The 25184-nt window shown below is 59.6% G+C and carries 21 protein-coding genes; 12 read left to right on the top strand and 9 right to left on the bottom strand.

From position 1 onward, the window contains the following. Nucleotides 1–38: 38 nt before the first annotated feature. Nucleotides 39–905 (bottom strand): branched-chain amino acid aminotransferase, encoded by an 867-nt coding sequence (locus tag SJY10_RS14825; RefSeq protein WP_386684011.1) that lies wholly within the window; start codon nucleotides 903–905, stop codon nucleotides 39–41. Nucleotides 906–1214: 309 nt separating this feature from the next. Next, complete coding sequence (trpS, locus tag SJY10_RS14820) at nucleotides 1215–2228, bottom strand: tryptophan--tRNA ligase (protein WP_386684009.1); 1014 nt, start codon at nucleotides 2226–2228, stop codon at nucleotides 1215–1217. Nucleotides 2229–2345: 117 nt separating this feature from the next. On the opposite strand from trpS, the gene SJY10_RS14815 reads away from it, so the two are divergent. Beyond that, nucleotides 2346–3038, top strand: coding sequence for a rhomboid family intramembrane serine protease (locus SJY10_RS14815; RefSeq protein WP_386684007.1), 693 nt, complete (start codon nucleotides 2346–2348; stop codon nucleotides 3036–3038). A 45-nt stretch (nucleotides 3039–3083) separates the two neighbouring features. On the opposite strand, the gene murJ is transcribed toward SJY10_RS14815, so the two are convergent. The 3 genes from murJ to SJY10_RS14800 are packed head-to-tail and all read right to left on the bottom strand — an operon-like array spanning nucleotide 3084 to nucleotide 8683. Continuing rightward, entirely contained in the window at nucleotides 3084–4670 is a 1587-nt protein-coding gene (gene murJ, locus SJY10_RS14810; protein ID WP_386684005.1) for a murein biosynthesis integral membrane protein MurJ, read from the bottom strand. 24 nt (nucleotides 4671–4694) lie between these two features. Continuing rightward, nucleotides 4695–7466: a [protein-PII] uridylyltransferase gene (locus SJY10_RS14805; protein ID WP_386684003.1), complete on the bottom strand. Its 2772-nt coding sequence runs from the start codon at nucleotides 7464–7466 to the stop codon at nucleotides 4695–4697. Between the two features lie 17 nt (nucleotides 7467–7483). After that, nucleotides 7484–8683 (bottom strand): penicillin-binding protein activator, encoded by a 1200-nt coding sequence (locus SJY10_RS14800; RefSeq protein WP_386684000.1) that lies wholly within the window; start codon nucleotides 8681–8683, stop codon nucleotides 7484–7486. 117 nt (nucleotides 8684–8800) lie between these two features. On the opposite strand from SJY10_RS14800, the gene rsmI reads away from it, so the two are divergent. The 3 genes from rsmI (at nucleotide 8801) to gshB (ending at nucleotide 11094) form a co-directional block, all read left to right on the top strand. Continuing rightward, nucleotides 8801–9664, top strand: a complete 864-nt coding sequence (rsmI, locus tag SJY10_RS14795) for a 16S rRNA (cytidine(1402)-2'-O)-methyltransferase (RefSeq protein WP_386683998.1) — start codon at nucleotides 8801–8803, stop codon at nucleotides 9662–9664. Nucleotides 9665–9675: 11 nt separating this feature from the next. Continuing rightward, the gene (locus SJY10_RS14790; RefSeq protein ID WP_386683996.1) at nucleotides 9676–10077 is read left to right on the top strand and encodes a YraN family protein; all 402 of its coding nucleotides are present in this window, start codon (nucleotides 9676–9678) and stop codon (nucleotides 10075–10077) included. Between the two features lie 66 nt (nucleotides 10078–10143). Continuing rightward, nucleotides 10144–11094, top strand: coding sequence for a glutathione synthase (gene gshB, locus SJY10_RS14785; RefSeq protein WP_386683994.1), 951 nt, complete (start codon nucleotides 10144–10146; stop codon nucleotides 11092–11094). Here the strand turns inward: gshB and SJY10_RS14780 are convergent. Next, complete coding sequence (locus SJY10_RS14780) at nucleotides 11091–12059, bottom strand: DUF2125 domain-containing protein (RefSeq protein ID WP_386683992.1); 969 nt, start codon at nucleotides 12057–12059, stop codon at nucleotides 11091–11093. The genes gshB and SJY10_RS14780 overlap by 4 nt on opposite strands. Nucleotides 12060–12122: 63 nt before the next feature. On the opposite strand from SJY10_RS14780, the gene SJY10_RS14775 reads away from it, so the two are divergent. The 3 genes from SJY10_RS14775 to SJY10_RS14765 all read left to right on the top strand — a co-directional run bounded on the left by SJY10_RS14775 (nucleotide 12123) and on the right by SJY10_RS14765 (nucleotide 15483). Further along, a complete protein-coding gene (locus SJY10_RS14775; RefSeq protein ID WP_386683990.1) occupies nucleotides 12123–12653 on the top strand; it encodes a gamma-glutamylcyclotransferase in 531 nt (176 codons plus the stop codon). A gap of 130 nt (nucleotides 12654–12783) precedes the next feature. After that, entirely contained in the window at nucleotides 12784–13884 is a 1101-nt protein-coding gene (locus tag SJY10_RS14770) for a biopolymer transporter ExbB (protein ID WP_386684719.1), read from the top strand. Nucleotides 13885–13887: 3 nt separating this feature from the next. Next, nucleotides 13888–15483 (top strand): peptidoglycan -binding protein, encoded by a 1596-nt coding sequence (locus SJY10_RS14765; RefSeq protein WP_386683988.1) that lies wholly within the window; start codon nucleotides 13888–13890, stop codon nucleotides 15481–15483. On the opposite strand, the gene SJY10_RS14760 is transcribed toward SJY10_RS14765, so the two are convergent. From SJY10_RS14760 to gloB, 3 genes are all read right to left on the bottom strand, one after another. Further along, entirely contained in the window at nucleotides 15480–16445 is a 966-nt protein-coding gene (locus SJY10_RS14760; protein WP_386683986.1) for a M23 family metallopeptidase, read from the bottom strand. The genes SJY10_RS14765 and SJY10_RS14760 overlap by 4 nt on opposite strands. Further along, nucleotides 16442–18760, bottom strand: coding sequence for an ATP-dependent Clp protease ATP-binding subunit ClpA (gene clpA, locus SJY10_RS14755; RefSeq protein WP_386683984.1), 2319 nt, complete (start codon nucleotides 18758–18760; stop codon nucleotides 16442–16444). Before clpA ends, SJY10_RS14760 begins: the two co-directional genes overlap by 4 nt. A 191-nt stretch (nucleotides 18761–18951) precedes the next feature. Further along, a complete protein-coding gene (gene gloB, locus SJY10_RS14750) occupies nucleotides 18952–19713 on the bottom strand; it encodes a hydroxyacylglutathione hydrolase (protein WP_386683982.1) in 762 nt (253 codons plus the stop codon). Between the two features lie 63 nt (nucleotides 19714–19776). On the opposite strand from gloB, the gene SJY10_RS14745 reads away from it, so the two are divergent. The 5 genes from SJY10_RS14745 to atpD all read left to right on the top strand — a co-directional run bounded on the left by SJY10_RS14745 (nucleotide 19777) and on the right by atpD (nucleotide 25181). After that, a complete protein-coding gene (locus SJY10_RS14745) occupies nucleotides 19777–20532 on the top strand; it encodes a class I SAM-dependent methyltransferase (protein ID WP_386683980.1) in 756 nt (251 codons plus the stop codon). A 202-nt stretch (nucleotides 20533–20734) separates the two neighbouring features. Beyond that, nucleotides 20735–21295 carry a F0F1 ATP synthase subunit delta gene (locus SJY10_RS14740; RefSeq protein ID WP_386683978.1) on the top strand — a complete coding sequence of 187 codons (561 nt, stop codon included), beginning with the start codon at nucleotides 20735–20737 and terminating at the stop codon, nucleotides 21293–21295. Then, nucleotides 21296–22831 (top strand): F0F1 ATP synthase subunit alpha, encoded by a 1536-nt coding sequence (gene atpA / locus SJY10_RS14735; protein ID WP_386683976.1) that lies wholly within the window; start codon nucleotides 21296–21298, stop codon nucleotides 22829–22831. A 27-nt stretch (nucleotides 22832–22858) separates the two neighbouring features. After that, a complete protein-coding gene (locus tag SJY10_RS14730; RefSeq protein WP_386683973.1) occupies nucleotides 22859–23737 on the top strand; it encodes a F0F1 ATP synthase subunit gamma in 879 nt (292 codons plus the stop codon). Nucleotides 23738–23756: 19 nt separating this feature from the next. Then, complete coding sequence (atpD, locus tag SJY10_RS14725; RefSeq protein WP_386683971.1) at nucleotides 23757–25181, top strand: F0F1 ATP synthase subunit beta; 1425 nt, start codon at nucleotides 23757–23759, stop codon at nucleotides 25179–25181. Nucleotides 25182–25184 lie beyond the last annotated feature (3 nt).

Raw genomic sequence — 25184 nt, 5'->3', positions numbered from 1 at the left:
TCGCGCATCGTGCAGGATCAGCGGCGCGCTGGCAACGGTTACAGTGTTTCGGACGCAGCCCAGTCCCAATACATCTGCCGCACACGGTCGGTGACAGGGCCGCTGTTGTACCGCACATCGTCAAAGGCGCTGACGGGGGTGACCTTCATCATATTGCCAGACAGAAAGACTTCGTCGGCGCTGCGGAAATCGTCAAAGGTCAGAACCGTTTCGCGCACATCGACACCTTCAGAACGCAGATTCTTGATGTGCCGCGCACGGGTGATCCCGGCCAGAAACGTGCCGTTGGGGATAGGCGTAAAGACAACCCCGCCGCGCACCATGAACACATTGGCACTGGCGGTTTCGGCAACATTGCCCATGGCATCGGCGACAAGCGCGTTGCCAAAGCCCTTGGCCCGCGCTTCTGCCAACATGCGGGCGTTATTGGGGTAAAGGCAGCCGGCTTTGGCATTGACGACATTGTCTTCCATCACGGGGCGGCGGAACCGGGTCGTGGTGAGCGTGGTGCTGGCCCCGGCAGGAGCCATCGGAATTGCCTCTAGGCTGATGGCAAAACCGGTAGAATTTTCGCGGGGAACGATCCCCAGATCGCCGCCATCAAGCGCCCAGTACATCGGACGGATATAGACGGCTGTGCCGCGGTCATAACGCGCCAGACCTTCGCGAACGATTTGCACCATGTCATCGGCAGCGACGGTGGGCGTGATCATCAGGGCCTCGGCGGATCGATTCACGCGGGCGCAATGGGCGGCCAGATCAGGCACTACGCCATGGGCATAGCGTGCGCCGTCAAACACTGTCGTGCCAAGCCATGACCCATGGTCCGCCGCGCGCATGACAGCCAGGTCACTGTCGTGCCAGCGACCTTCGAAATAGGTGGTAATTTGGGTGCCGGTTGCCATGACTGCGCCTTTCGGGAAACGTTGGCGGCACAGTATGCAACAGGACCCTCGGGGTAAAGGCGGCGCATCCGCTGGGGAATGCGCCGCCCCAAGGCCGCTTTCGGGACAGGGTGCGGCCCATTGGGAATGCAGCCGGGGAACTGCAAGGTGACCTTGGCCGCAATGGGACACAGTTTTATGACACAGGCGCAGCGTCAGGCCGCAGCGATGTCCGCCCTTCTTCTGGTCGAAAATATCCCCGCCGGAGGCAGCTGCCAAAGGCAGCTTCGCTTTTCCAATTCTTCGGCGAAAAATCGGCCAGCGCCAAACTCAGCGTAGCAAGCCAACGATATCATAGGTTTTAGCCAAAATCGGCGAGGCGATGGCGCGGGCGCGTTCGGCCCCGTCTGCAAGGATGCGGTCAATTTCGGCCGGATCGTCCATCAGGCGCGTCATTTCATCCGAAATCGGGGCAAGTTTATCGACGGCCAAATCAGCCAGCGCGGGTTTGAAGCGGCCCCAGCCAGCGCCGGCATATTCGCCTATCACAGCCTCTGACGTCGTATCGGACAGGGCGGCGTAGATATCGACCAGATTGCGCGCCTCGGGTCGGTCTTTCAGACCATCGAGGGTGTCTGGCAGCGGCTCCGGGTCAGTCTTGGCCTTCTTGAACTTCTTAGCGATCGTGTCCGCGTTGTCGCGCATGTTGATGCGCTCCATGTCGGACTCGCCGGATTTTGACATCTTTTTAGTGCCGTCACGCAGGTTCATGACGCGCGTGGCAGGGCCGTCTATCACGGGAATCGTTTCGGGAAAGAAATCGACCTTGAAGTCGTGGTTAAACTTGTTCGCGATGTCGCGTGTCAGTTCGACGTGTTGTTTCTGATCCTCGCCCACGGGCACATGCGTTGCATGATACAGCAAAATGTCGGCGGCCATCAGGGAAGGGTAGGCGTAAAGGCCAAGCGATACCTTTTCCGCACCCGATCCGGCCTTGTCCTTGAACTGGGTCATGCGGTTCATCCAGCCGACGCGGGCAACGCAGTTAAAGATCCAGCCAAGTTCTGCGTGCTGGCTTACCCGCGACTGGTTGAACAGGATCGATTGGGCGGGGTCCAGACCGGCAGCGAGGTAGCCCGCAGCGACTTCGCGGGTGGCGTGGCTTAATTCTGCCGGGTCCTGCCAGACCGTGATCGCATGCAGATCGACGACGCAATACATCGTCTCCATCTCGCCTTGCATACCGACAAAGCGCTTGATTGCACCAAGGTAGTTGCCAAGGGTCAGGCCGCCAGACGGTTTGATGCCTGAAAAGACGCGGGGGGTAAAGGTCGCTTTGGTCATAGGATCATCCGGGGTGGTCACAGGGGGCAGGGTGGCATACCCATGCCAGAGCCGCACGCGAACTTCAACAACAGGTGGCCACCTCTGCTGTCCGCCATTTCCAAGGTCTTAATTGTTATGAGCCACGATCCCGCTCCTTTTGAAAGTCCATTTAACACCATCCCGCCGGTCGTCATTGTACTGGTGGTCATTGTCGCCGCGATCGAGCTGACACTAAGCGCGGGTGCCACGGGGGTGGTGGGCGGACCCGGCGCGATCGGCTGGCGGATTGCGGCGCTGAATAATTATGCGTTTTCCCCGGCGGTCTGGGACTATGTCTGGACCCGCGGCGATACCAGCCCAGAGCTGTTGAAGCGGTTTTTGACCTATGCCTTTGTTCATGGCAGTTTTACCGACGCGCTATTCGGCGTCGCCTTGCTGCTGGCATTGGGCAAGTTCGTGGGAGATGTGTTTTCCGGCGCAGCCACTTTGGCAGTTTTTGTTGTTGGTACGCTGGTGGGTGCCCTGGCTTACGGTGTTTTCGTGACCGGGCCGGTGCCGCTTTATGGGGTTTGGCCTGCAGTTTACGGTCTGATCGGGGCCTTCACCTATATCCTGTGGCTACGGCTTGGGCAGGCCGGTGAAAACCAGATCGCGGCCTTCCGGCTGATCGGGTTTCTGTTGGGACTGCAGCTGGTCTTTGGCCTGATTTTCGGGTCCAGCCCGATGTGGATTGCTGAATTGGCGGGCTTCGTTGCTGGTTTTGCAGCGTCAATCGTACTGGCACCGGGCGGCTGGGCTGCCTTGCTGTACCGGCTGCGCCAGCGGTAAGCTTCGGTGCCTCCGGCGGGAGTTTACTTGGCCAGATGAAAGGGATCAGCGGCGCAGGGCGCGGCGGAATTCGTGGAGTTTGAAGGCCCCGATGGCTTGACCGATGGCAAAGTAGCTGATGATGCCCATTGCGACGAGGGCGCTGAGTGCAATGTAGCGCAGGCCCGCCATGCCGAAACACGGGCCAAGGATAATCTGGCTGATCCACAGGGTCACGCCCATGCCGCCCGATGCAATGATGATGCGCCAGATGCGTGTTTTGAAACGGTCGTCGAGCGTGGCGGCTTCGCCCATATCACGAGACCCGCGCCAGAGCATAACGACCATGGCCCAGCCGGTCATGGTCGTGCCAAGGGCGGCGGCGATGAAGCCGATGAAGGGTGCCAGGCCAATCGCCAAAACAAGGTTCAGAACCATCGCCGCGAGTGCGTATTTGAATGGGCTGCGGGTGTCTTCGCGGGCGAAGAACAGTGGTTGCAATGTCTTTTGCAGCACGAAGGCCGGTAGGCCAAGGCCGTAGACCGCTACAGTCAGGGCGGTGGCCGCGGTATCATCGACTGTAAAGGCACCCCGTTGGAACAGTACGGATGTCAGCGGCATTGGGATGACGATCAGAGCGACGGCGGCAGGCACCGTCAGGGCGAGGCTGAGTTCGGAGGCGCGGTTAAAGGCATCGCGCCCGCCGGCTGTGTCACCGCCGCGCAGACGGCGGGACAGGTCGGGCAGCAACACGACGCCGATGGCGATGCCGACAACGCCAAGGGGCAGTTGGTACAGGCGGTCTGCGTAGTTTAGCCAAGCGACGGCGCCTTCGAAGAAACTGGCAACCTGGCGGCCAACCAGCAGGTTGATCTGCACCACGCCCCCTGCCAGCGCGGCCGGTGCGGCGATGATGGCGAGGCGTTTGAGTTCCGGCGTTATGCGGGGGCGCTTGAGCCGCAGTGGATAGCCGGCGCGGGCGGCAGCCCACCAGACGACTGCCATTTGCACAAAGCCTGCGAAGGGCACCGACAGGGCAAGGGAATCGCCGACGCGCAGGCCAAGGGCCTGATCGAGGCTGACGCCGAGGGTATCGCTGAGCGGGCGGCCAAGCGCGGCGGCAACGATGATGGCCAGAATGAAGATGATGTTCAGCAACACCGGCGCAGCGGCGGCCGCCATGAAGCGGCCCGTTGCATTAAGCACGCCGGACAACAGTGCGGCGAGAGATATGAATAGGATATAAGGAAAAGCGTAGCGGCCATATTCCACCGCCAGATCAAAGCGTTCGTCGCCGCGAAAGCCCGATGCCATGGCTGTCACCAGCAGGGGCATAAAAACGATGCCAAGGATAGTGAAGAATGTCAGAATGACGGCCATGCCGACAAAGGCATCCTGGGCAAACTCCTCTGCGCCGTCGCCGCCTTCTACTTTTTTCGAGAACATGGGGATAAAGGCCATGTTGAATGCACCTTCGGCGAAGAAGCGGCGAAAGAGGTTGGGCAGAGAGAAGGCGACGAGAAATGCCTCGGCCACGGGGCCGGTGCCAAGGTAGCCTGCGATCATGATATCGCGTGCAAAGCCCATGACACGGCTAAGCAGCGTCCAGATGCCAACGGTGAAAAAGCCGGACATCAGGCGGATCGGTTTCATGGTTTGGCCCCTAAGATTGCGGCGTCACGTGTGCGCCCGTTCCGTGCCGCGGTCAATGGCTTCTCTCAGGCGCTTTTCAAGGCTCTGCCGTTTGCTTTCGCTGTGGAATTTCAGGCCGGTCAGGTCTTTTACATAAAAGGTATCGACGGCCTGTTCCCCGTAGGTCGCGATCACGGCAGAGGCGATGTAGACATGGGCATTGGCCAGTGTGCGTGTCAGGTCGAACAGCAGACCAGCCCGGTCACGGGTATCGACTTCGATGATGGTATAGATTTCCGACCCTTCGTTGTCGAAGGTAATATTTGTCGGCACGCGGAAGGCGCGCATGCGCTTGGGCAGTTTGTCGCGGTCGGCCAAGGCATCGCGCGGCACGACTTCGCCCATCAGCGTCTTGTGGATCATGTTGCGCAGGCGGGGCAGACGGGTTTCCTCGAACGGGTGACCGTCAGCATCCTGTATCCAGAAGACGGCAGTCGCGTAGCCGTCCTTGGAGGTATAGGTGCGTGCATCCACAATGTTTGCGCCGACCAAGGCCAGTGCGCCGGTCATGCGGGAAAACAGGCCGGGATGATCGACCATGGCAAAACAAGCGCGGGTCGCGTCGCGGTCAGTGTCGGGCATGAGGTCGATGCGGATTTCATCGTCTGGAATATTCCGCAGAAGGTCGGCAAAGATGACGTGGGTCGCGGGGGGCAGCCCCTGCCAATAGGGGCCATAGTGGCGACCCATTTCCTTTTTGATGTCCGCGGGGTCCCATCCGGCCAGCGTATCGCGGAGTGACCGTTTGGCAACGGTTTCGCGGGTTTCGCGGTTCACATCTTCCAGCCCGTTATCAAGGGCAGAGCGGGTGGCCGCGTGCAGGTTGCGTAGCAGCACGGCTTTCCAGTTGTTCCACGTACCGGGGCCGACACCGCGAATGTCGCAGACGGTCAGCACGGTCAGCAAGTCCAGCCGTTCAACGGATTTCACAGCCTTTGCAAAACCGCGAATGGTACGCGGTTCGGAAATATCGCGCTTTTGCGCAGTGTCGGACATCAGCAGGTGATAGCGGATCAGCCATTCGACAGTTTCGGTTTCCTTTTTCGACAGGCCAAGGCGCGGGCAGACGCGGCGCGCAATCTGCGCGCCTAGGATGGAATGATCCTCTGGCCGGCCCTTACCGATGTCATGCAACAGCAGGGCGACATAAAGCACCTTGCGGTTCACACCATCCTTGAGGATCCCAGAGGCGAGAGGGAGCGCTTCGATCAGCTCGCCTCGCTCGATCTGAGAGAGGTGGCTGATGCATTGGATCGTGTGTTCGTCCACGGTGTAGTGGTGATACATGTTGAACTGCATCATCGCGACGATCGGGGCAAAGTCGGGCAGGAATGCGGCCAGCACGCCAAGTTCGTTCATGCGCCGCAGGGACCGTTCGGGGTTGCCGTGTTTCAGCAGCAGGCCAAGAAACAGCTTATTGGCATCCGGATCGCTGCGCATCTGATCGTCGATCAGGTGCAAGTTTCCCGCAATCAGGCGCATGGCATCGGGATGCATCAAGGTACCGGTGCGCATGGACTCCTCGAAGATGCGCAAAAGGTTCAGCGGATCGGCAAGAAAGGATTTCGGACCTGATACGGTCAGGCGGTTCTGTTTGATGGCATAAGGGGGCTTAGTCTTGGGTTTGCGTTTCAGCAGGCGTTCCAGCATCGGCGCGGATTTGGCGTGGCTGCGTTCTTGCGCCACAAGAAAGATCCGGGTCAAGTCGCCGACCATCGTTGCATGGCGGAAGTAGGCCTGCATAAAGTGTTCAACGCCGCGCCGTCCGCCGCCATCGGCATAGCCCATTGCATCGGCCACGGCGACCTGCATGTCAAAGGTCAGCTGGTCCTGCGCGCGGTTGGCGATCAGGTGCAAGTGGCAGCGCACAGCCCACAGGAATTCATGCGCGGCGCGGAATGCTTCGTATTCTTCTTGGGTGAAAACCTTGTGGCGCACCAGTTCGGACGCATCGCGCACGCCGTGGATATATTTGCCGATCCAGTACAGCGATTGCAGGTCGCGCAGCCCGCCTTTTCCCTCTTTCACGTTGGGTTCGACCATGTAGCGCTGGCCGCCTTGCTTGCGGTGGCGCTGGGCGCGTTCCTCTAGCTTGGCGTCGATAAAGTCGGGGGCCGTGGATTTGAAAAGCTCGGTCCACAGCCTTTTGCCCAGTTGTTCGGCCAGGGCGGCATCGCCGGTCAGATAGCGGTATTCAACCAGCGAGGTGCGAATAGTGTAGTCTTCTTCTGCAAGGCGCAGGCAATCCTTGATGGTGCGGCTGGCGTGGCCGACTTTCATCTTCAGATCCCAAAGCATGTAGAGCGTGGATTCAATCACGCTTTCGGCCCATGGGGTCATTTTGTAGGGGGTCAGGAACAACAGGTCGACGTCGGAATGAGGTGCCATTTCGCCGCGGCCATAGCCACCCACAGCGATGACAGACAGGCGTTCGCCGTCGGTGGGGTTCGATAGGGGATGCAGGCGGTTGCGGGCAAGGTCCAGAACCGTGATCAAGATCTGGTCGGTCAGCCAGCTATAGGCGCGGGTCGTGGGGCCGGCGCGAAAGGGCTGCACCTCGAAGGCGTCTTTGATGGCTGCACGGCCAGCGGCCTGTGCATTTTTCAGCAGACCGACGGCAGCCGCGCGCAGCGCCTTGTCATCTGCTGCGGTCTGACTGGCCGCGTCCAGCGCCGCCTGCATAGCGGGGGCGTCAAAGATTTGCAGCGCCGGAAGGATCAGATCCTCCGGCGCTGCGTCGTTTTGTAGGCTATTCAATTAACTTGCTCGTCCAATTAGCTGCCCGACCGGCTAAAACTGCGCGGCGCGTTCTGCAGGATGACCATTTGATTGCCGCGGACAGTCGCGACCGCAAGGCCGCGTTCGTTCAAGCCGTTTGGCAGCAAACGGAAGATGCCGTTGGTGCCCTGAAACCCTTGGCGTGTTGTCAGGGCGGATTTGGTCAGCGCATTCCGGTTGCCGGTGGCAACCAGCGCACCGATAGCGGCGATGCCGTCATAGGCAAGGCCGGCAAGCGGGTGCGGATCGCTGTTGTAGGTCGCGCGGTAGCGCGATTCGAAGTTCGCGACCATGCCGCGGTCGGGTACAGTGAACAGGCCGCCCTGAACACCCGGCAACGCCAGCGCCTGTGGCGCGGCGGCCCAGTTTGTCAGGCCGATATAGCGTGTCACATCCGGGTTGATTCCGGCCTCTGGCAGGGATGTGGCAATCAGGGGCAGGTCGGCATTCGCACCCGCAGTCAGGAACACGGCCTGTGCGCCGGCGGCTTTCAGTGTTTCGGCAATCTGCGGCGTTGCAGTCACGATACCTTGCTGGGACAAGGGATAGCTGCCGACGCCGGCGACCTGTGCGCCGTTTTCCTGCACGGCTGCAACAATGGCATCACGGCCCAGTTGACCGCCAAGGTCGTTGGCATGGACGATCCCGAAACGTTCGACTCCGGTCTGGCGGGCGTAGCTGACAAGGCGTTTTGCTGTGTTATCGAAGGTCGCACCAAGCACGAAGACGTTTCCGCCCGCAACCGTGGGGTTGTTCGACAGGGCCAGCACGTTGATATTGCGGGCTGCGACAGCATTGCCAACCGGGTTGACGGTTTCACCGTAAAGCGGGCCGATGATGATCTTTGCCCCTTCATCCACGGCCTGCGTCGCAACACTGGCCGCCTGGGCCGGATTTGCGCCGCTGTTGTATACGCGCAGATCAATTTCGACGCCGTTAAGATCTGCCATCGCCATGCGCGCGGCGTTTTCGAGGTTGCGAGCCAGCGCAGCATCGTTCGAATCGCCAGAACCGCCAGGGACAAGCAGGGCAACCTGGACCGGGGCGCTCGGATCAATGGCGACGCCCGTATCGGTCGCATCGTTCATGGGAACCGCGACGCAGGCCGCCATCCATAAAAACGCAAACAGCGCGGTGGCGCGGGCGACCCATCGGCGCAGATTCGGGGTCGTCGCTTGGGGCAGCATGGCAGTCATCGGCGGCATCCTCTTGTTTTTCGGGCCTCAGGGTGCGACTGGCGTTGTCCTCACGCCTGTTCCGCCCCATGGTTCAAGGCTCGGGTATCATAAAGCAGCGCACGCAGGGGTCTAGGCATGAATCACGAGATTAAACCATTGGCTGCCGGACTGTATCTTGTTGCCACTCCGATTGGATCGGCTCGGGACATTACGCTGCGGGCACTGGATATTTTGGCAAGTTGCGATGTGATCGCCGCTGAAGATACGCGCACAGCACGCAAGCTGCTGGAAATTCACGGGGTCCCTCTTGGCAAGCGGCCGGTCATTGCATTTCACGACCATAGCGGAGAAGGGTCAGTCAATCGGTTCGTCGAGGCCATTGCACAGGGCAAGTCTGTGGCCTGCGTATCCGAGGCGGGTACACCGTTGATCGCGGACCCCGGGTATGAACTGGCGCTTGCCGTGCAAGCGGCGGGTTTGCCTGTGACCGCTGCGCCCGGCGCCTCTGCCGTGCTGACGGCGCTGGCGGTCGCCGGATTGCCGACGGACCGGTTTGCCTTTGTCGGCTTTTTATCGGCCGCGCAGGCGCAACGGGCCACCCAGCTTGCGGAACTGCGGGATTTGCCATTCACACTTGTATTTTATGAATCGCCCAAACGCGTTCATGGAATGTTAGCTCAAGCCTGCGAGATATTGGGAGAAGGTCGGTCTGCGGTAGTGTGCCGGGAACTGACCAAAAAGTTCGAGGAAGTATCAAAGGGAACCTTGGGATCGCTTGCGCGCGCATATGAAGGCCGCACCGTGAAAGGAGAGATTGTCGTCCTGATTGGCCGTGCCGGTGCTGAAACGATTGAAGAGGTGGATGTGGAAACGGCATTGCGGGACGCCATGAAGTCGATGCGAGTAAAGGACGCGGCCACTGCTGTCGCCGGCGCGTTGGGGCTGCCGCGGCGGCAGGTTTACCAAACGGCGCTGGGGCTTGAGAATAAGGATAGTTAGGGATGTAAACCATGACATGCACAGATCTAGACAAGCGGGCAAGCAATGGCATGCAGCACCGCAGCCGGGCCAATTACTTGGCGGGTTTGGCTGCAGAGGATGTGGTCGCGCGTAGTTACGTACAGCGCGGATGCGCAGAGGCGGCGCGTCGCTGGCGTGGGCAAGGTGGCGAAATCGATTTGATCATGCGTGACGGCGATTCGGTCGTGTTCATCGAAGTTAAGAAAAGTCGGACGCATGGACGGGCGGCAGAGCGTGTAACCCGGCGCCAGATGGATCGTATCTGCATGGCAGCATCGGAGTTTGTCGGGCGTGAACCACGCGGATCACTGACGCCCATGCGTTTCGACGTTGCGACCGTTGATCAATCTGGACAGGTTCAGGTCATTGCAAATGCTTTTGGCGGATGGTGACCCGCCATTGCGCAACAGGTAATGCGGCGCCATATCGGGTGGAAATCTGATCCAAAGGGCCAAGCCATGACATTGAAAGTTGCGATCCAGATGGACCCGATTGGTCCAATCAATATTGATGCAGACAGCACATTTCGCATCGCCGAAGAGGCGCAGGCCCGGGGCCATGACCTGTTTTACTACACGCCCGACAAATTGGCGTTCAATGAAGGCCGGATTACCGCGCGTGGCTGGCCCCTAACGGTACGCCGCGAAAAGGGTAATCACTACACCCTGGCGCAAGAGGTCGAAGTTGATTTGGCAACATTTGACGTCGTCTGGCTGCGTCAGGATCCACCTTTTGACATGGGTTATATTACGACGACGCACTTGCTGGACATGATCCGCAAGACAACGCTGGTGGTGAATGACCCTTTCTGGGTGCGAAATTACCCGGAAAAGCTGTTGGTATTGCAGTTTCCTGATTTAACGCCGCCCACTATGGTTGCGCGTGATCTCGACACGTTGCGCAGCTTTCGTGCAACGCATGGTGATGTCATACTAAAACCATTGTATGGCAATGGCGGGGCCGGTGTTTTCAAGCTGGCGCAGGGTGACGGCAATCTTGCGTCGCTGCATGAACTATTTGCAGGGATTAATCGCGAGCCGTTGATTATGCAAAAGTTTTTGCCCGCTGTGTCCAAGGGCGACAAGCGGGTCATACTTGTTGATGGGGAGCCTGTCGGTGCAATCAACCGTGTGCCGGCGGCGGGGGAAACCAGATCAAACATGCACGTTGGCGGGCGGCCCGAAAAGGTCGCGTTGACAGATCGTGACCGCGAAATCTGCGCCCGGATCGGGCCACTGCTGCGTGAAAAAGGTCAGGTTTTCGTGGGTATTGATGTCATTGGTGACTGGCTGACAGAAATCAACGTCACTTCTCCGACCGGTATTCAAGAGCTGGAGCGGTTTGACGGGACCAATATCGCAGAAAAGATTTGGCTTGCGATCGAAGCCCGCCGTGCGGCTGCGCTTTAGGGAAGGCGCAATATCGGGGCTGGTCCCAGCGGGACCGGCCCAAGCGCCATTGCCCCGTTTGCAAAGGTTAGCGGCAAGGTGACTGTTCCGTCGGTGGCAAGCATGCCAACGAATGTCTTGACCGTTTGAACCGATCCCGGCGCGATCACGCCAAGATTGGCAAGCAGATCCACGGCGGTCAGCCAGCCCTGCGCTTTTAGATCAATTCGGCCGGTGGGGTGGCCGGCGGTGTCAACAGTGACTGATCCGCTGCCGGTCAAGCGGATATCGCCCCACGTTGCCTCTATGCTATTAAGCATCGCGTTGGTGATCAGGGGGCGGGCTGGCATGAACGCCAAGCGGTCAATCGGGCGGTCAAGGGTCAGCGTCGCATCCATCACTACCTGCGCCGAACCCTTGGGATAGATCTGCAGGGCTGGCTGTATGGCCGCGTCTGTCAGATTGATATAAGTCTCGTAGGTGTTTGCCTGGGGCGCAAGGTTGCGAAGTGCGACCAAAGTGCGTGCCGTTTGCACGGACCAGCCAGTGTCAGAGGTTAACGTCAGATTCTGACCTTCAGCCGTCATGCTGTCAAAGCTCAGGGCCGTATTGGCAGCAACATCGACATTGGCCCGCAAACTGTCCGCAGTTACCGCAAGGCTCTGACGGCCAATTTGCAGGGTGTGCTGCGGTGCAAATGTCGCAATGACCTTGTTCGGCCGGTAGGACAGGGCGGCTGTCTGCACCCAAGGGGTTTGCCAGGTCAGACCGCCGTCAGGGGATGTCACCGAAAGGTTTCGGGCGGTCACGTCGAACCGAGAGGGAAAGCCGCCGGTTTTCAGACTTTCCGTTTTAATCGCCCAGCCTTGCGTCGTTGCTGCGTCCAATCCGGCTTGCAATCCGCGGTCCAGGCCGCGCGCAGCGAAGAACCAGACGCCCGCGTAAATCGCAGAGAGCGCCAGGACGATGAACAACAGCTGCTTCATGACAGACCCCTCGTATTCGGCTGGCCCTGCGTTTATAGGTGCGCAAGGAAAAGGACCAGTCACATGAGCTTGTGGGTTTTCGGGTATGGATCGCTGCTGTGGAACCCCGGTTTCACACCGGCTGCGGCGCGGCGTGCAGTATTGCATGACTATCACCGCAGCTTTTGCATGTTGTCGATTCACCATCGCGGCACGCCAGAATTGCCGGGGCTGGTCTTGGCGCTGGATGCGGTGCCGGGCGGGCAGTGCACCGGAATGGTATTGCAGGCAGATGAGGCAGAGGCTGACGACGTCCTGCAAATGCTGCGTGAACGCGAATTGGTATCTTCCGCTTACGTGGAACGCATGGTGACCCTGCAGACCGAAGACGGACCGCTTGATGCCGTGGCCTATGTGATTGATCCGGATCATGAACAATATGTGCAGCTGGATCTGGAAACGCAGGCGCAGATGATCGCGCGCAGTACGGGCGGACGTGGCCCCAACCCAGAGTATCTGTTTCGGACGTCGGCGCATCTGGATGATATGGGGATTATCGACCCTGACATGCGTTGGTTGACGGCGCGGGTGCAGGCGCTGGGCGGCGCGGATTAACCATTTACGTTTGGTCCGCAGGCCCCTTAGGCTGCGGTCAATTGACAAGACAGGACAGCCTGACGTGACGGATTCCAACAGACCGGACGTGCCACCGCAATTTTCGCAGCCCGTGCGCCAGATTACATCGATGCTGATCGCCTTGGGCCTGGTGGGGGCGGGGCTGTATCTGGGCTTTGCCGAAATGCGGCTGATCTTTCTGTCCAACCCTTATCTGAACGGCCTTATACTGGTTGTTTTCGTCCTTGGGGTTGCTTCGACCTTTGCGCAGGTTTGGCAGTTGATGAAATCGGTTGAGTGGATCGAGGGGTTCGCCACCAATCGCGTCGGGCACCGAATGACGATTGCGCCGTCCCTGTTGGCACCGCTTGCCACGTTGCTGCGATCGCGCGGCACGCGAATGCAGATTTCGTCGACAGCCGCAACGTCGATCCAGGACTCCGTCGCGCAGCGCATCGACGAAGATCGAGAGATGACCCGTTATTTGGGCAGTACGTTAATTTTCCTTGGTCTTTTAGGGACATTTTATGGTTTGGCGACCACCGTGCCTGCGCTGGTCGATACAATCCGGTCGCTGAATCCCGCTGATGGCGAAAGCGGTGCCGATATCTTTGGCCGGTTGCAGCAGGGGTTGGAAAGCCAATTGGGCGGCATGGGTACGGCGTTCTCTTCATCCTTGCTGGGTCTGGCTGGATCGCTGATCGTCGGCTTGCTGGAACTGTTCGCCGGACATGGGCAGAACCGTTTTTACCGCGAGTTGGAAGAGTGGCTCTCTACGATCACGCGGCTTGGCTTTGCCAGCGGTGACGACGGGGCGGGCGGCGAGGATAGTGCGATGATGCAGGCCTTTGCCGAGCATATGGGCGCACAGCTGGATACGATGCGCGGTATGTTCGAGCAGGCAGAGCGGACGCGGGGCCAAGCGGATGATCACCTGACACAGCTGACCCGCACGATTGAACGACTGGTAGATACGCAGCGCGGCAATGGCACCGATGTCGCCCTGCTGACGCGGATCGCCGAGGGGCAAGAGCGGTTAATTGCCCAGATGCAGGATGGCGGCGTGGATGGTCTGGACGCTGAAAGCCGGATGCGTCTGCGATCAATTGACACGCAAATGTTGCGCCTGGCCGAAGACGTTGCAGCCGGACGGCAGGAAACGCTGGCTGATTTGCGTAGCGATTTGGCTGCACTGACCCGCGCGGTGAAACAGTCACGGCGGGACCTTTAAGCTATGGCCTTGTCACGGCGCAATCAGCGGATGAACGCAAACATATGGCCGGGTTTCGTGGATGCGATGACCGGACTTTTGCTGGTGCTGATGTTCGTGTTGACGATTTTCATGGTCATTCAGTTTGTTCTGCGTGAAACGATCAGCGGTCAGGCAAGTCAGTTGGACGATCTGGCAGGGCAGGTGGCCAGCCTGACCAGTGCACTTGGCATTGCGGAAACGGCCAATACCGCGCTGGCGGCGGACAATGATGCGCAATCCAGCCGCATCGCCTTGCTGCTGGAAGAACGGGATCAGGTCGCCGCGGACTTGCAGGCTGCGCAAAACCGCGTGACCGGTTTCGAGGCGCAGGTCGCTGGCCTGCTGGCGCAACGTGCCGATCTGTCGGCGCAGGTCGCCGGACTAGAGGCGACGAACACGGAATTGATGACGCAACAGCAGCAGCAGGAATTGGCCCTGGCCGCTGCCCGCTCTGAGGTTGATGCGCAGGCGGAAGCCGCACGATTGGCAGCCGCGCGGCGTGAAGCCTTGCAGGCGATGGTGGCGGACCTGCAGGCGCAGACAGGCGCATTAGAGGCGCAGACCGCCGATCAGACCCGCCAAATCAGCGATCTGGAGGCGGCGCAACTCGCCGATGCCGCAGCAGTGGATGCCCTGCGCAAGCGGCTTGAAGGGGCAGATACAGAATTGACGGCTCTGACACTGTCGCTGGAATCGCAGCGTCGCGAAGCTGAGGAAACGCTGACATTGCTGGCCGCTGCCAACGCCGCTCGTGATGCTTTGCAGGCCGATCTGGATGCGGTTGATGGGGGACGGACTGCGGCGTTAAGCGAGGCAGAGCGTCAGGCCGCCTTGCTTGCCGCAGCGCAAGCAGCACTGACGGCAGAGCAGGCCCAAAGCCTTGAGGCGCAGCGTCAGACTGCCTTGCTGAATGAACAGGTTGCAGCCCTGCGTCAGCAGGTTGGCACGCTACAGTCGCTATTGGACATCAGCGCAAGTGACGAATCGGATGCGCAGGTGCAGATCGAACAGCTAGGGGCGCAGTTGAATACCGCGTTGGCGCGTGTGGCCGCAGAGGAACGCCGCCGCCGCGCGCTGGAGGAAAGCGAACGCCAGCGGCTTGAGGCCGCAAATCAGGACTTAGAGCGATTCCGTTCCGATTTCTTTGGGCAGCTGCGCGGGCTAGTCGAAGGGTTGGACGGCGTCCAGATTGCAGGCGACCGATTTGTATTCTCTTCCGAGGTGCTGTTCGGCACCGGTGATGCGACATTGTCGGACCGTGGGCGCGAGGAAATTGGAAAGGTCGCCGGATTGCTGCGGCAGATCGCGGACAATATTCCGGACACGATTGACTGGATCATTCGCGTGGACGGGCACACGGATAATGTGCCGCTGTCGGGCAACGGGATCTTTGCGGATAACTGGGAATTGTCGCAGGCGCGTGCCTTGTCGGTCGTGCGTTATATGGAAACGCTGGGAATTGCGCCGAACCGGATGTCTGCGAACGGTTTCGCAGAATTCCAGCCGCTGAACCCCGCCAATACTGCCGCGGCACGGGCGCAGAACCGGCGGATCGAGCTGAAGCTGACAGAGCGTTAATTCAATGTAACCTGCGTGCCTAGCACATCCAGCAGATCATCGCCCCGGCGCAATTCGATTGTACCGGTATAATCGCCAGCGGGCCATCCGCCGGGCGGCGTGCGCTTTCCGCCAGCGCGGAACAGTTGGGCCTGTGTGCGTTCCAGGATTTGGGTATCCTGAAACACTACTCCCTTCGGGCCGCGGATGGTTAGTGTCATTCGGTCGCCTGACCGCCCGCCAAAGGCTAGCCCCCAGACGACAAGCGCGGGAGCTGTTTTGGCCATCCCGGTCTGGCCGGCTGTTCCTGCCTTAATCGACGCATAATTTGGAACGGCATCGCTGAAACCCGCCACAATTAATCCGCCAGCGGGGAAGGGGACGTCTGCCGTCCAAAGCGCCTTTTCCGACGTTTCACCGCAGACGTTCGGCGCATCCGGCGCAAAGGGATCGACGACGTCACCATCCTTGCGCACCGATAAATGCACATGGGGGAACTGGGTTGCACCTGATAGCCCGACTTGGCCCAGCACCTGCCCCGTGGTGACGATCTGCCCGGTTTGCACCGTGACAGAGCCCTGTTTCAAATGGCAATACTGCGTTTCCCAGCCGTCACCGTGGCTGACGACAATGCCATTGCCACATTCGCGGGACGACACATCCGGCGCGCCGGGGGAGCCTTGCAATATGTCAGCCATATCATCGCAAACGCCGCGCACTGTGCCCGAGGCAGCGGCAAAGACATCGACGCCCGCCGCCTGCATCGCAAGAGTTGGCAGCGCAAAGTCGGTTCCCTCATGCCCGTCATAACTCAGGCTGCCGCACTGGAAATCCTGCGCACCGGGGCCGGGGTCGTGGTCCACGGTCTGCTGGATATAGCAGGTCTGTGTCAAATCGCAGTCGATCGGCGGGATCAAAAGAATATCCCCCGCAACCGATGTGGTTGCGAGGGATAGGGTCGTCATCGTGATCAGACGAATCATTCAGCCGTAAGCAGTGGTGGCTTCTTGCCGGAAATACGGCCCTGTTCAGGTGCTTCGAATTTCAGTTCCAGTTCCTTGCCCTTGACGCCGACCTTGACCAGACCGCCTTTGGTCAGTTTGCCAAACAACAACTCTTCGGCCAGCGGCTTTTTGATGTGTTCCTGAATGACGCGGCCCAGTGGGCGCGCACCCATTTTGACATCATAGCCTTTCTTGCCAAGCCATTCGGCAGCGGCGGGCGTCAGTTCGATGTGGACGTTGCGGTCGATCAATTGCGCCTCAAGCTGAAGCACGAACTTTTCGACCACTTTCATGATCACCTCTTGCGGTAGGGCACCGAAGCTGATGATCGCATCCAGTCGGTTGCGGAATTCCGGCGTAAAGATCCGTTCGATTGCGGCCATGTCCTCTCCCTCGCGGGATTCGCGGCCAAAGCCCATGGCGTTCTTGCCAATTTCAGAGGCACCAGCGTTCGAGGTCATGATCAGGATCACATTGCGGAAGTCGGTTGTCCGGCCGTTATGGTCGGTCAGTTTCCCGTGGTCCATCACCTGCAGCAGGATGTTATAGACGTCAGGGTGCGCCTTCTCCATCTCGTCCAGCAACAAGACACAATGCGGGTTCTGATCAACGCCGTCGGTCAGCATACCGCCCTGATCAAAGCCGACATAGCCCGGAGGCGCACCGATCAGCCGCGAAACAGCGTGCTTTTCCATGTATTCGGACATGTCAAAGCGGATCAATTCAACACCCAGCGTATCGGCCAGTTGCTTTGCAACTTCTGTCTTGCCCACACCGGTCGGGCCTGCGAACAGGTAGTTGCCAATCGGCTTTTCCGGCTCGCGCAGACCCGCACGGGACAGTTTAATGGCGGACGACAGGGCCTCGATCGCCTTGTCCTGGCCGAACACCACGCGCTTGAGCGAACCTTCAAGATCCTTCAGCACCTCTGCATCGTCCTTACTGACGTTTTTGGGCGGGATGCGGGCAATTTTGGCGACGACAGCCTCGATCTCTTTGATGCCAAGGGTCTTGCGACGCTTGGAATCGGGCAGCAATTGCTGCGATGCACCTGCCTCGTCAATGACGTCGATCGCCTTGTCCGGCAATTTGCGGTCATTGATGTAACGCGCGGACAGTTCCACAGCCGCCTTGATGGCGTCGGCGGTATATTTGACGCTGTGATGCTCTTCGAAATAGGGCTTGAGTCCCTTAAGAATTTTGACGGCATCTTCTACCGAGGGTTCGTTGACGTCGATTTTCTGGAACCTGCGCGACAGTGCGCGGTCCTTTTCAAAGTGCTGGCGGAATTCTTTGTATGTGGTCGATCCCATGCAGCGCAGCTTGCCGCCTTGCAGCGCGGGTTTCAGCAGATTGGACGCATCCATCGCACCGCCGGATGTGGCACCGGCGCCAATGATGGTATGGATTTCGTCGATGAACAAAACCGCGTCCTTGTGGTTTTCCATTTCGGTCATCACGGCCTTCAGGCGTTCTTCGAAATCACCGCGATAGCGCGTACCGGCCAGCAGAGCACCCATATCAAGGCTGTAGATAGTTGCCTTGGACAGAACTTCGGGCACTTCTTTCGACACGATTTTGTACGCCAAACCTTCGGCAATGGCGGTTTTGCCAACGCCGGGGTCGCCCACCAGAAGCGGGTTGTTTTTGCGACGACGGCACAGGACCTGAATACAGCGTTCGACTTCGTGAGCGCGGCCGATCAGTGGATCAAGGTCGCCCTTGCCAGCCTTTTCGTTCAGATCGACGCAATATTTCGCCAGTGCGGATTCCTTTTTGTCGCCGTCGGTGACGCTTTCGTCGTCATCGGGCTGCGGGCTGCCGCTGATGGGGCGGCTTTCGCCAAAGGCCGGGTCCTTGGCAACGCCATGCGCGATAAAGTTGACGGCGTCATAGCGCGTCATGTCCTGTTCCTGCAGGAAGTAGGCGGCGTTGCTTTCGCGTTCGGCAAAGATCGCAACAAGCACATTCGCGCCTGTGACTTCGGTGCGGCCGGATGACTGCACATGGATCGCAGCACGCTGGATCACACGTTGAAAGGCGGCCGTTGGCACCGCTTCGGATCCGTCGACATCGGTTTCCAGCGTCGACAGATCGTCGCTGATAAAATCTTCAAGGTCTTTACGCAACTCGTCCAGATTGACGGAACACGCCTGCATGACGCGGGCAGCGTCCGGTTCGTCGATCAGCGCCAGCAGCAAATGCTCCAGCGTGGCAAGTTCGTGGCGGCGGGCGTTGGCCAAGGCCAGCGCGCCGTGAATGGACTGCTCAAGCGTCGTTGAAAAAGATGGCACTTCAGGTGCTCCTTGCTGTTCGGAAGGTCCTGCGGGCTGGCACCCGTGATGGACCGTGGCCTTAATGTTCAAGGTTTGGCTTTTCGGCCCAACCTTCAAGTTTTTTCTTCTCTGATGTGTTCACAAAAAGACTGACATGGCGTGAACGGGGCGGTCTATGGGGCAAATTTACGCAAATCTGCCCGAATGATTCAAAACCGGTCCCTGCGGGCGCGGATTTCGGTGAAAATATCGGCAGGTTGCGCGCCGGCCATATCAATGGCCTTTGCCAGAACCGGATCGTCGGCACGCAGAAACGGGTTCGTTTCACGTTCCAGCGACAATGGCGATGGAACAGTCGCGAGGCCGTTTTCCCGCGCAGTCCGTGTCGCCGCTGCACGAGAGATAATAGCAGAATTGTCCGGTTCAAGTGACAAGGCAAATGCTGCGTTTACCGTCGTGTATTCGTGACCGGAACAGACAACGGTATCGGCGGGCAGGGCGCGCAGGCGCTGCAGGCTGTCCCACATCTGCGCCGGTGTGCCTTCGAAAAGGCGCCCGCAGCCCATGGCCATCAGGCTGTCAGCGGTGAACAGCAGGTTTTCGGCAGCCATGTGAAAGGCGATATGTCCGATGGTATGGCCGTAAACTTCGATCACGTCGGTTTGCAGCCCGCAGACGGTAAAAGAGTCGCCGCCTGCAACAGCCAGGTCCAAATCCGGCAGGCGGTGGGCATCCGCCTTTGCACCGATGACGCGGGCGGTGCCACGCAGGGCAGGCAGGGCTTGCACATGGTCATCGTGATGGTGGGTAATCAGGATATCAGTCAGGGTCCAGCCGCGCGCATCTAGGGCGGTCTGAATGGGCGCTGACTCTGGCGCGTCAACCAGTGCGGTTTGCCCGCTGGCCGCGTCGTGGATCAGGAATGCGTAGTTGTCATTCAGGCACGGGACGGTGATCAGTTCAACGGGCATGGCAAATTCGCTTTTCTTTGGTAGGGTGACGCATAAGACCGCCTTGGGACTTTGCACATTGTAATGCATCTGGACGTACTTCAACTGCGTAACTTCTATTACCGCAGCGCCCTTGGCCGGGCGGCGCAGAAGGTGATACGCGATGAACTGGTGCGGATGTGGCCAGAGGCAAAGGGCCAGACTGTCGCAGGGTTCGGTTTTGCCGTGCCTTTGCTGCGGCCCTATTTGGGGCAGGCGCGGCGGGTCATCGGCTTGATGCCTGGCCCGCAAGGCGTGATGCCCTGGCCGGCGGGGCAGCCGAATGTATCCGTCCTGTGCGAAGATACGCTGTGGCCGCTACCTACCGGTTTCGTGGACAAGCTGGTCGTGATGCACGGGCTGGAAACATCGGATCACGCGCCGGCCGTGCTTAGCGAATGTCACCGTGTGCTGGGCCCCGGCGGGCGGGTCATATTCATCGTTCCCAACCGCGCCGGGCTTTGGTCGCGGTCCGATCGGACGCCATTCGGCTTTGGCCGGCCCTATTCGCCTAGCCAGTTGGAAAGCCAGCTGCGCGGCCACGGCTTCGATATCGGCACCGTGCGCGCGACGCTGTACCAACCCCCATCGCACCACCCGGTCTGGCGGCGCATGGCTGGCCTTCTGGAACGCGCTGGCCACGCGATCCCAATGCTGGCAGGCGGTGGCGTTCTGATCGTCGAGGCTTATAAACAATCGCCCGCCATCACCGGACCCGGCTTGCGCGTGCGGCGGCGTGAAACGGCCCTTGCCCCCTTTCCAGAGGCGGCTCCTGCGTTATGCCGCCCCGCGCTGCGATGACGCGCTGCGACAGATCGCCTATTTGCGAAAAAAGACGTCAAATCGCGGCTGCGTCAGATGTTAAACATCGCCTTAACATGTTGCGGGATGCAAACTCCTCTGCTAGATCGACCGTGATTTTAATGCCTCGGTTACTTCGAGGAGACGTGAACGCCTCCGGACCCTTTTGGGGTCACGGGGGCCTTATATCGGAAGGGTGGACGTGTCCGAACCAGCTTCGATCACTCAGGGTATCGCCGGGCGCTATGCGTCGGCGGTGTTTGACATCGCTAAAGACGGCAACAATCTCAAGGCGATGGAACAAGACGTCGACGCGCTTGACGCGGCTTTGTCCGACAGCGCGGATTTCCGCGATCTGATTTCCTCGCCGCTATATGGTCGCGAAGAGCAAGCGTCCGCTGTTAAGGCTATCGCGCAAAAGATGGCGCTGTCGGAGACGATGGCGAATCTGCTGGGCCTGCTGGCGGATAAGCGCCGCCTGTTCGTCCTGCCGGGTATCGTCGCCACGCTGCGCGACCTGCTGGCTGACGACCGCGGCGAAGTCACCGCAGAGGTGACCAGCGCCAAGGCCATGACCAAAACCCAAAGCGACAACCTTGCCAATGCCCTGAGCGAACAGGTTGGCAAGTCGGTCAGCATCAAGGAAACTGTGGACGCCTCCATTCTTGGCGGCCTGATCGTCAAGGTCGGTTCGCGCATGATCGACACGTCGATCGCGTCCAAACTCAACGCACTCCAGAACAACATGAAAGAGGTCGGATAAATGGCGATCCAAGCGTCTGAAATCTCTGCGATCCTAAAGGACCAGATCAAAAACTTCGGTCAGGATGCCGAAGTCGCCGAAGTCGGCCGTGTGCTGTCCGTCGGTGACGGTATCGCCCGCGTCTATGGCCTTGATGCCGTGCAAGCCGGTGAAATGGTCGAATTCCCCGGTGGTATTCGCGGTATGGCTCTGAACCTCGAAACCGACAACGTCGGCGTCGTGATCTTCGGTTCCGACCGTGACATCAAGGAAGGCGACACCGTCAAGCGCACCAAGTCCATCGTGGACGTGCCTGCCGGTCTGGAACTGCTGGGCCGCGTCGTTGACGGTCTGGGCAACCCGCTGGACGGCAAGGGTCCGATCACTGCATCCGAACGCCGCGTTGCGGACGTTAAGGCACCGGGCATCATCCCCCGTAAATCGGTTCACGAGCCGATGCCGACAGGCCTGAAGTCCATCGACGCCATGATCCCGATTGGCCGTGGCCAGCGCGAGCTGATCATTGGTGACCGTCAGACCGGTAAGACCGCTGTCGCTCTGGACACCATTCTGAACCAGAAGTCGTATAACGACGCAGCCACCGATGACAGCCAGAAGCTGTACTGCATCTATGTTGCAATCGGTCAGAAGCGTTCGACTGTTGCCCAGCTGGTGAAAAAGCTCGAAGAGACTGGCGCGATCGAATACACCACCGTTGTTGCTGCAACCGCGTCCGATCCGGCACCGATGCAGTATCTGGCACCTTACTCTGCCACTGCGATGGCCGAATACTTCCGTGACAACGGCAAGCATGCCCTGATCATCTATGATGACCTGTCCAAGCAGGCTGTGTCCTATCGCCAGATGTCGCTGCTGCTGCGCCGTCCGCCAGGCCGTGAAGCATATCCCGGCGACGTGTTCTATCTGCACTCCCGTCTGCTGGAGCGTTCGGCAAAGCTGAACGAAGACAACGGTTCCGGTTCGCTGACGGCTCTGCCGATCATCGAAACCCAGGGCGGCGACGTGTCCGCGTTTATTCCGACAAACGTGATCTCGATCACCGACGGTCAGATCTTCCTGGAAACCGAATTGTTCTTCCAGGGTATCCGCCCTGCCGTAAACACCGGTCTGTCGGTGTCTCGTGTGGGTTCTGCCGCGCAGACCAACTCGATGAAATCCGTCGCAGGTCCGGTCAAGCTGGAACTGGCACAGTACCGCGAAATGGCGGCCTTTGCGCAGTTCGGTTCCGATCTGGATGCCGCAACCCAGCGTCTGCTGAACCGCGGTGCCCGCCTGACAGAACTGATGAAGCAGCCGCAGTATTCGCCGCTGACCAACGCCGAAATCGTCACCGTGATCTATGCGGGTACGAAAGGCTTCCTGGACAAGATCGATACCAAGGACGTCGGTCGTTTCGAGGCTGGTCTGCTCAAGCACATGCGCACCGACGGCCGCGATGTTCTGGACATGATCACGAACGAAGATCCCAAGATCAAAGGCGATGCAGAAGCCAAGCTGAAGGCAGCCATCGAAGCCTTCGCCAAGGATTTTGCGTAACCTTTGCCCGAGAGAGGAGTTTAGGTTTTGCCTAGTCTCAAGGACCTTAAAAATCGGATCGCGTCGGTCAAATCGACCCGCAAGATCACCAAGGCCATGCAGATGGTGGCCGCCGCAAAACTGCGGCGGGCACAGGACGCAGCCGAGGCCGCGCGCCCCTATACGGAGCGGTTCAACGCGGTCATGGCAGGCCTGAGCCAAGCGGCAGAGGGTTCGCCCTCTGCACCAAAGCTGCTGGCTGGCACAGGGTCGACCCAAACGCACCTGCTGGTCGTCATGACCGCAGAGCGCGGCCTGTGCGGTGGCTTCAACGCCAACATCGCCAAGCTGGCCCGGGTACACGCGAAAAAGCTGATCGCTGATGGCAAGACGGTCAAGATTTTGACCGTCGGCAAAAAGGGGCGCGATTCATTGCGTCGCGAGCTGGGCGACCACTTTGTCGGTCATATCGACATGTCCGACGTCAAGCGGATGTCCTATGCCGACGCACAGCGCGTGGCAAAGGATGTGCTGAACCGCTTTGACGCGGCCGAATTCGACGTTGCCACGCTGTTCTTTGCGCGGTTCGAAAACGTTGTGTCGCAGCACCCGACAGCGCAGCAAATCATTCCGGCCAAGTTCGAAGCCGCGCCGGATGCCGCAACTGCAAGCACGCTTTACGACTACGAGCCCGGCGAAGAGGCCATTCTGGCCGACTTGCTGCCGCGCGGTGTCGCGACGCAGATCTTTGCAGCCTTGCTGGAAAACGCAGCGTCCGAGCAGGGCGCACGGATGTCCGCCATGGACAACGCAACGCGCAACGCCGGCGACATGATCGAAGACCTGACAATCGAGTTTAACCGCTCGCGTCAGGCGAAGATCACGAACGAGCTGATCGAAATCATTTCGGGCGCTGAAGCGCTCTAAGAAGACTGGAGAAACACTTATGGCAAACGCAAAAGGCAAAATCACGCAGGTGATTGGTGCCGTCGTGGACGTCCAGTTCGGGGATCACCTGCCCGAAATTCTGAACGCCCTGACCACCGACAACAACGGCAAGCTGCTGACGATGGAAGTCGCCCAGCATCTTGGTGAAAACACTGTGCGCTGCATCGCAATGGACGCGACCGAAGGTCTGGTCCGCGGTCAGGAAGTCACCGACATGGACACCACGATCACCGTGCCCGTCGGCGACGCGACCCTGGGCCGCATCATGAACGTTGTGGGCGCGCCCATCGACGAGCGTGGCGACATCGGCGAGACCGAGCGCCGTTCCATCCACGGCGATGCACCGTCCTTCGAAGCGCAGTCGACCGCGTCCGAAGTTCTGGTCACCGGTATCAAGGTCATCGACCTGCTGGCGCCCTATGCCAAGGGCGGCAAGATCGGCCTGTTCGGCGGTGCCGGCGTGGGCAAGACGGTTCTTATTCAGGAACTGATCAACAACATCGCAAAAGTGCACTCGGGCTATTCCGTTTTCGCTGGTGTGGGTGAGCGGACCCGTGAGGGTAACGACCTGTACTACGAATTCATCGAGTCCAAGGTCATCAACATGGAAGACCTGACAAAGTCCAAAGTGGCCCTTGTCTACGGACAGATGAACGAGCCGCCGGGTGCCCGTATGCGCGTTGCGCTGTCCGGTCTGACGATGGCAGAAGCATTCCGCGACCAGTCCGGCACCGACGTTCTGTTCTTCGTGGACAACATCTTCCGTTTCACGCAGGCTGGTTCCGAAGTGTCCGCACTTCTGGGCCGTATCCCCTCTGCTGTGGGCTACCAGCCGACGCTGGCAACCGACATGGGTGCGATGCAGGAACGCATCACCTCGACCAAGAACGGCTCGATCACCTCCGTGCAGGCCATCTACGTGCCCGCCGACGACTTGACCGACCCGGCACCGGCAACGTCCTTTGCGCACCTTGACGCGACCACGGTTCTGAACCGTGCGATCTCGGAAAAGGGTATCTACCCGGCTGTTGACCCGCTGGACTCCACCTCGCGTCTGCTCGACCCGGGCATCGTGGGCGAAGAGCACTACAAGGTCGCCAGCGACGTTCAGCAGATGCTGCAGCGTTACAAGTCCCTGCAGGACATCATCGCCATCCTTGGCATGGACGAGTTGTCCGAAGAGGACAAGATGACCGTGACCCGCGCCCGTAAGCTGGAGCGTTTCCTGTCCCAGCCGTTCGACGTGGCAGAAGTGTTTACCGGTTCTCCTGGCGTTCAGGTTGCCCTGGAAGACACCATTGCGTCCTTTAAGGCGGTTGTGGCCGGTGAATACGATCACCTGCCGGAAGGTGCCTTCTACATGGTTGGTGGCATCAGCGAAGTGATCGCCAAAGCCGAGAAAATGGCCGCAGACGCGGCGTAAGGA

Source organism: Loktanella sp. R86503 (assembly GCF_042466455.1).
Lineage (GTDB): Bacteria > Pseudomonadota > Alphaproteobacteria > Rhodobacterales > Rhodobacteraceae > Loktanella.
Note: the sequence above shows the minus strand (reverse complement) of the source record. Positions and strands in the feature narration are given on the sequence as shown.

Coding starts and splice junctions, on each gene's coding strand:
- SJY10_RS14825 (WP_386684011.1), bottom strand. CDS start 905: ATGGCAACCGGCACCCAAATTACCACCTATTTCGAAGGTCGCTGGCAC.
- trpS (WP_386684009.1), bottom strand. CDS start 2,228: ATGACCAAAGCGACCTTTACCCCCCGCGTCTTTTCAGGCATCAAACCG.
- SJY10_RS14815 (WP_386684007.1), top strand. CDS start 2,346: ATGAGCCACGATCCCGCTCCTTTTGAAAGTCCATTTAACACCATCCCG.
- murJ (WP_386684005.1), bottom strand. CDS start 4,670: ATGAAACCGATCCGCCTGATGTCCGGCTTTTTCACCGTTGGCATCTGG.
- SJY10_RS14800 (WP_386684000.1), bottom strand. CDS start 8,683: ATGACTGCCATGCTGCCCCAAGCGACGACCCCGAATCTGCGCCGATGG.
- rsmI (WP_386683998.1), top strand. CDS start 8,801: ATGAATCACGAGATTAAACCATTGGCTGCCGGACTGTATCTTGTTGCC.
- SJY10_RS14790 (WP_386683996.1), top strand. CDS start 9,676: ATGACATGCACAGATCTAGACAAGCGGGCAAGCAATGGCATGCAGCAC.
- gshB (WP_386683994.1), top strand. CDS start 10,144: ATGACATTGAAAGTTGCGATCCAGATGGACCCGATTGGTCCAATCAAT.
- SJY10_RS14780 (WP_386683992.1), bottom strand. CDS start 12,059: ATGAAGCAGCTGTTGTTCATCGTCCTGGCGCTCTCTGCGATTTACGCG.
- SJY10_RS14775 (WP_386683990.1), top strand. CDS start 12,123: ATGAGCTTGTGGGTTTTCGGGTATGGATCGCTGCTGTGGAACCCCGGT.
- SJY10_RS14770 (WP_386684719.1), top strand. CDS start 12,784: ATGCTGATCGCCTTGGGCCTGGTGGGGGCGGGGCTGTATCTGGGCTTT.
- SJY10_RS14765 (WP_386683988.1), top strand. CDS start 13,888: ATGGCCTTGTCACGGCGCAATCAGCGGATGAACGCAAACATATGGCCG.
- SJY10_RS14760 (WP_386683986.1), bottom strand. CDS start 16,445: ATGATTCGTCTGATCACGATGACGACCCTATCCCTCGCAACCACATCG.
- gloB (WP_386683982.1), bottom strand. CDS start 19,713: ATGCCCGTTGAACTGATCACCGTCCCGTGCCTGAATGACAACTACGCA.
- SJY10_RS14745 (WP_386683980.1), top strand. CDS start 19,777: ATGCATCTGGACGTACTTCAACTGCGTAACTTCTATTACCGCAGCGCC.
- atpA (WP_386683976.1), top strand. CDS start 21,296: ATGGCGATCCAAGCGTCTGAAATCTCTGCGATCCTAAAGGACCAGATC.
- atpD (WP_386683971.1), top strand. CDS start 23,757: ATGGCAAACGCAAAAGGCAAAATCACGCAGGTGATTGGTGCCGTCGTG.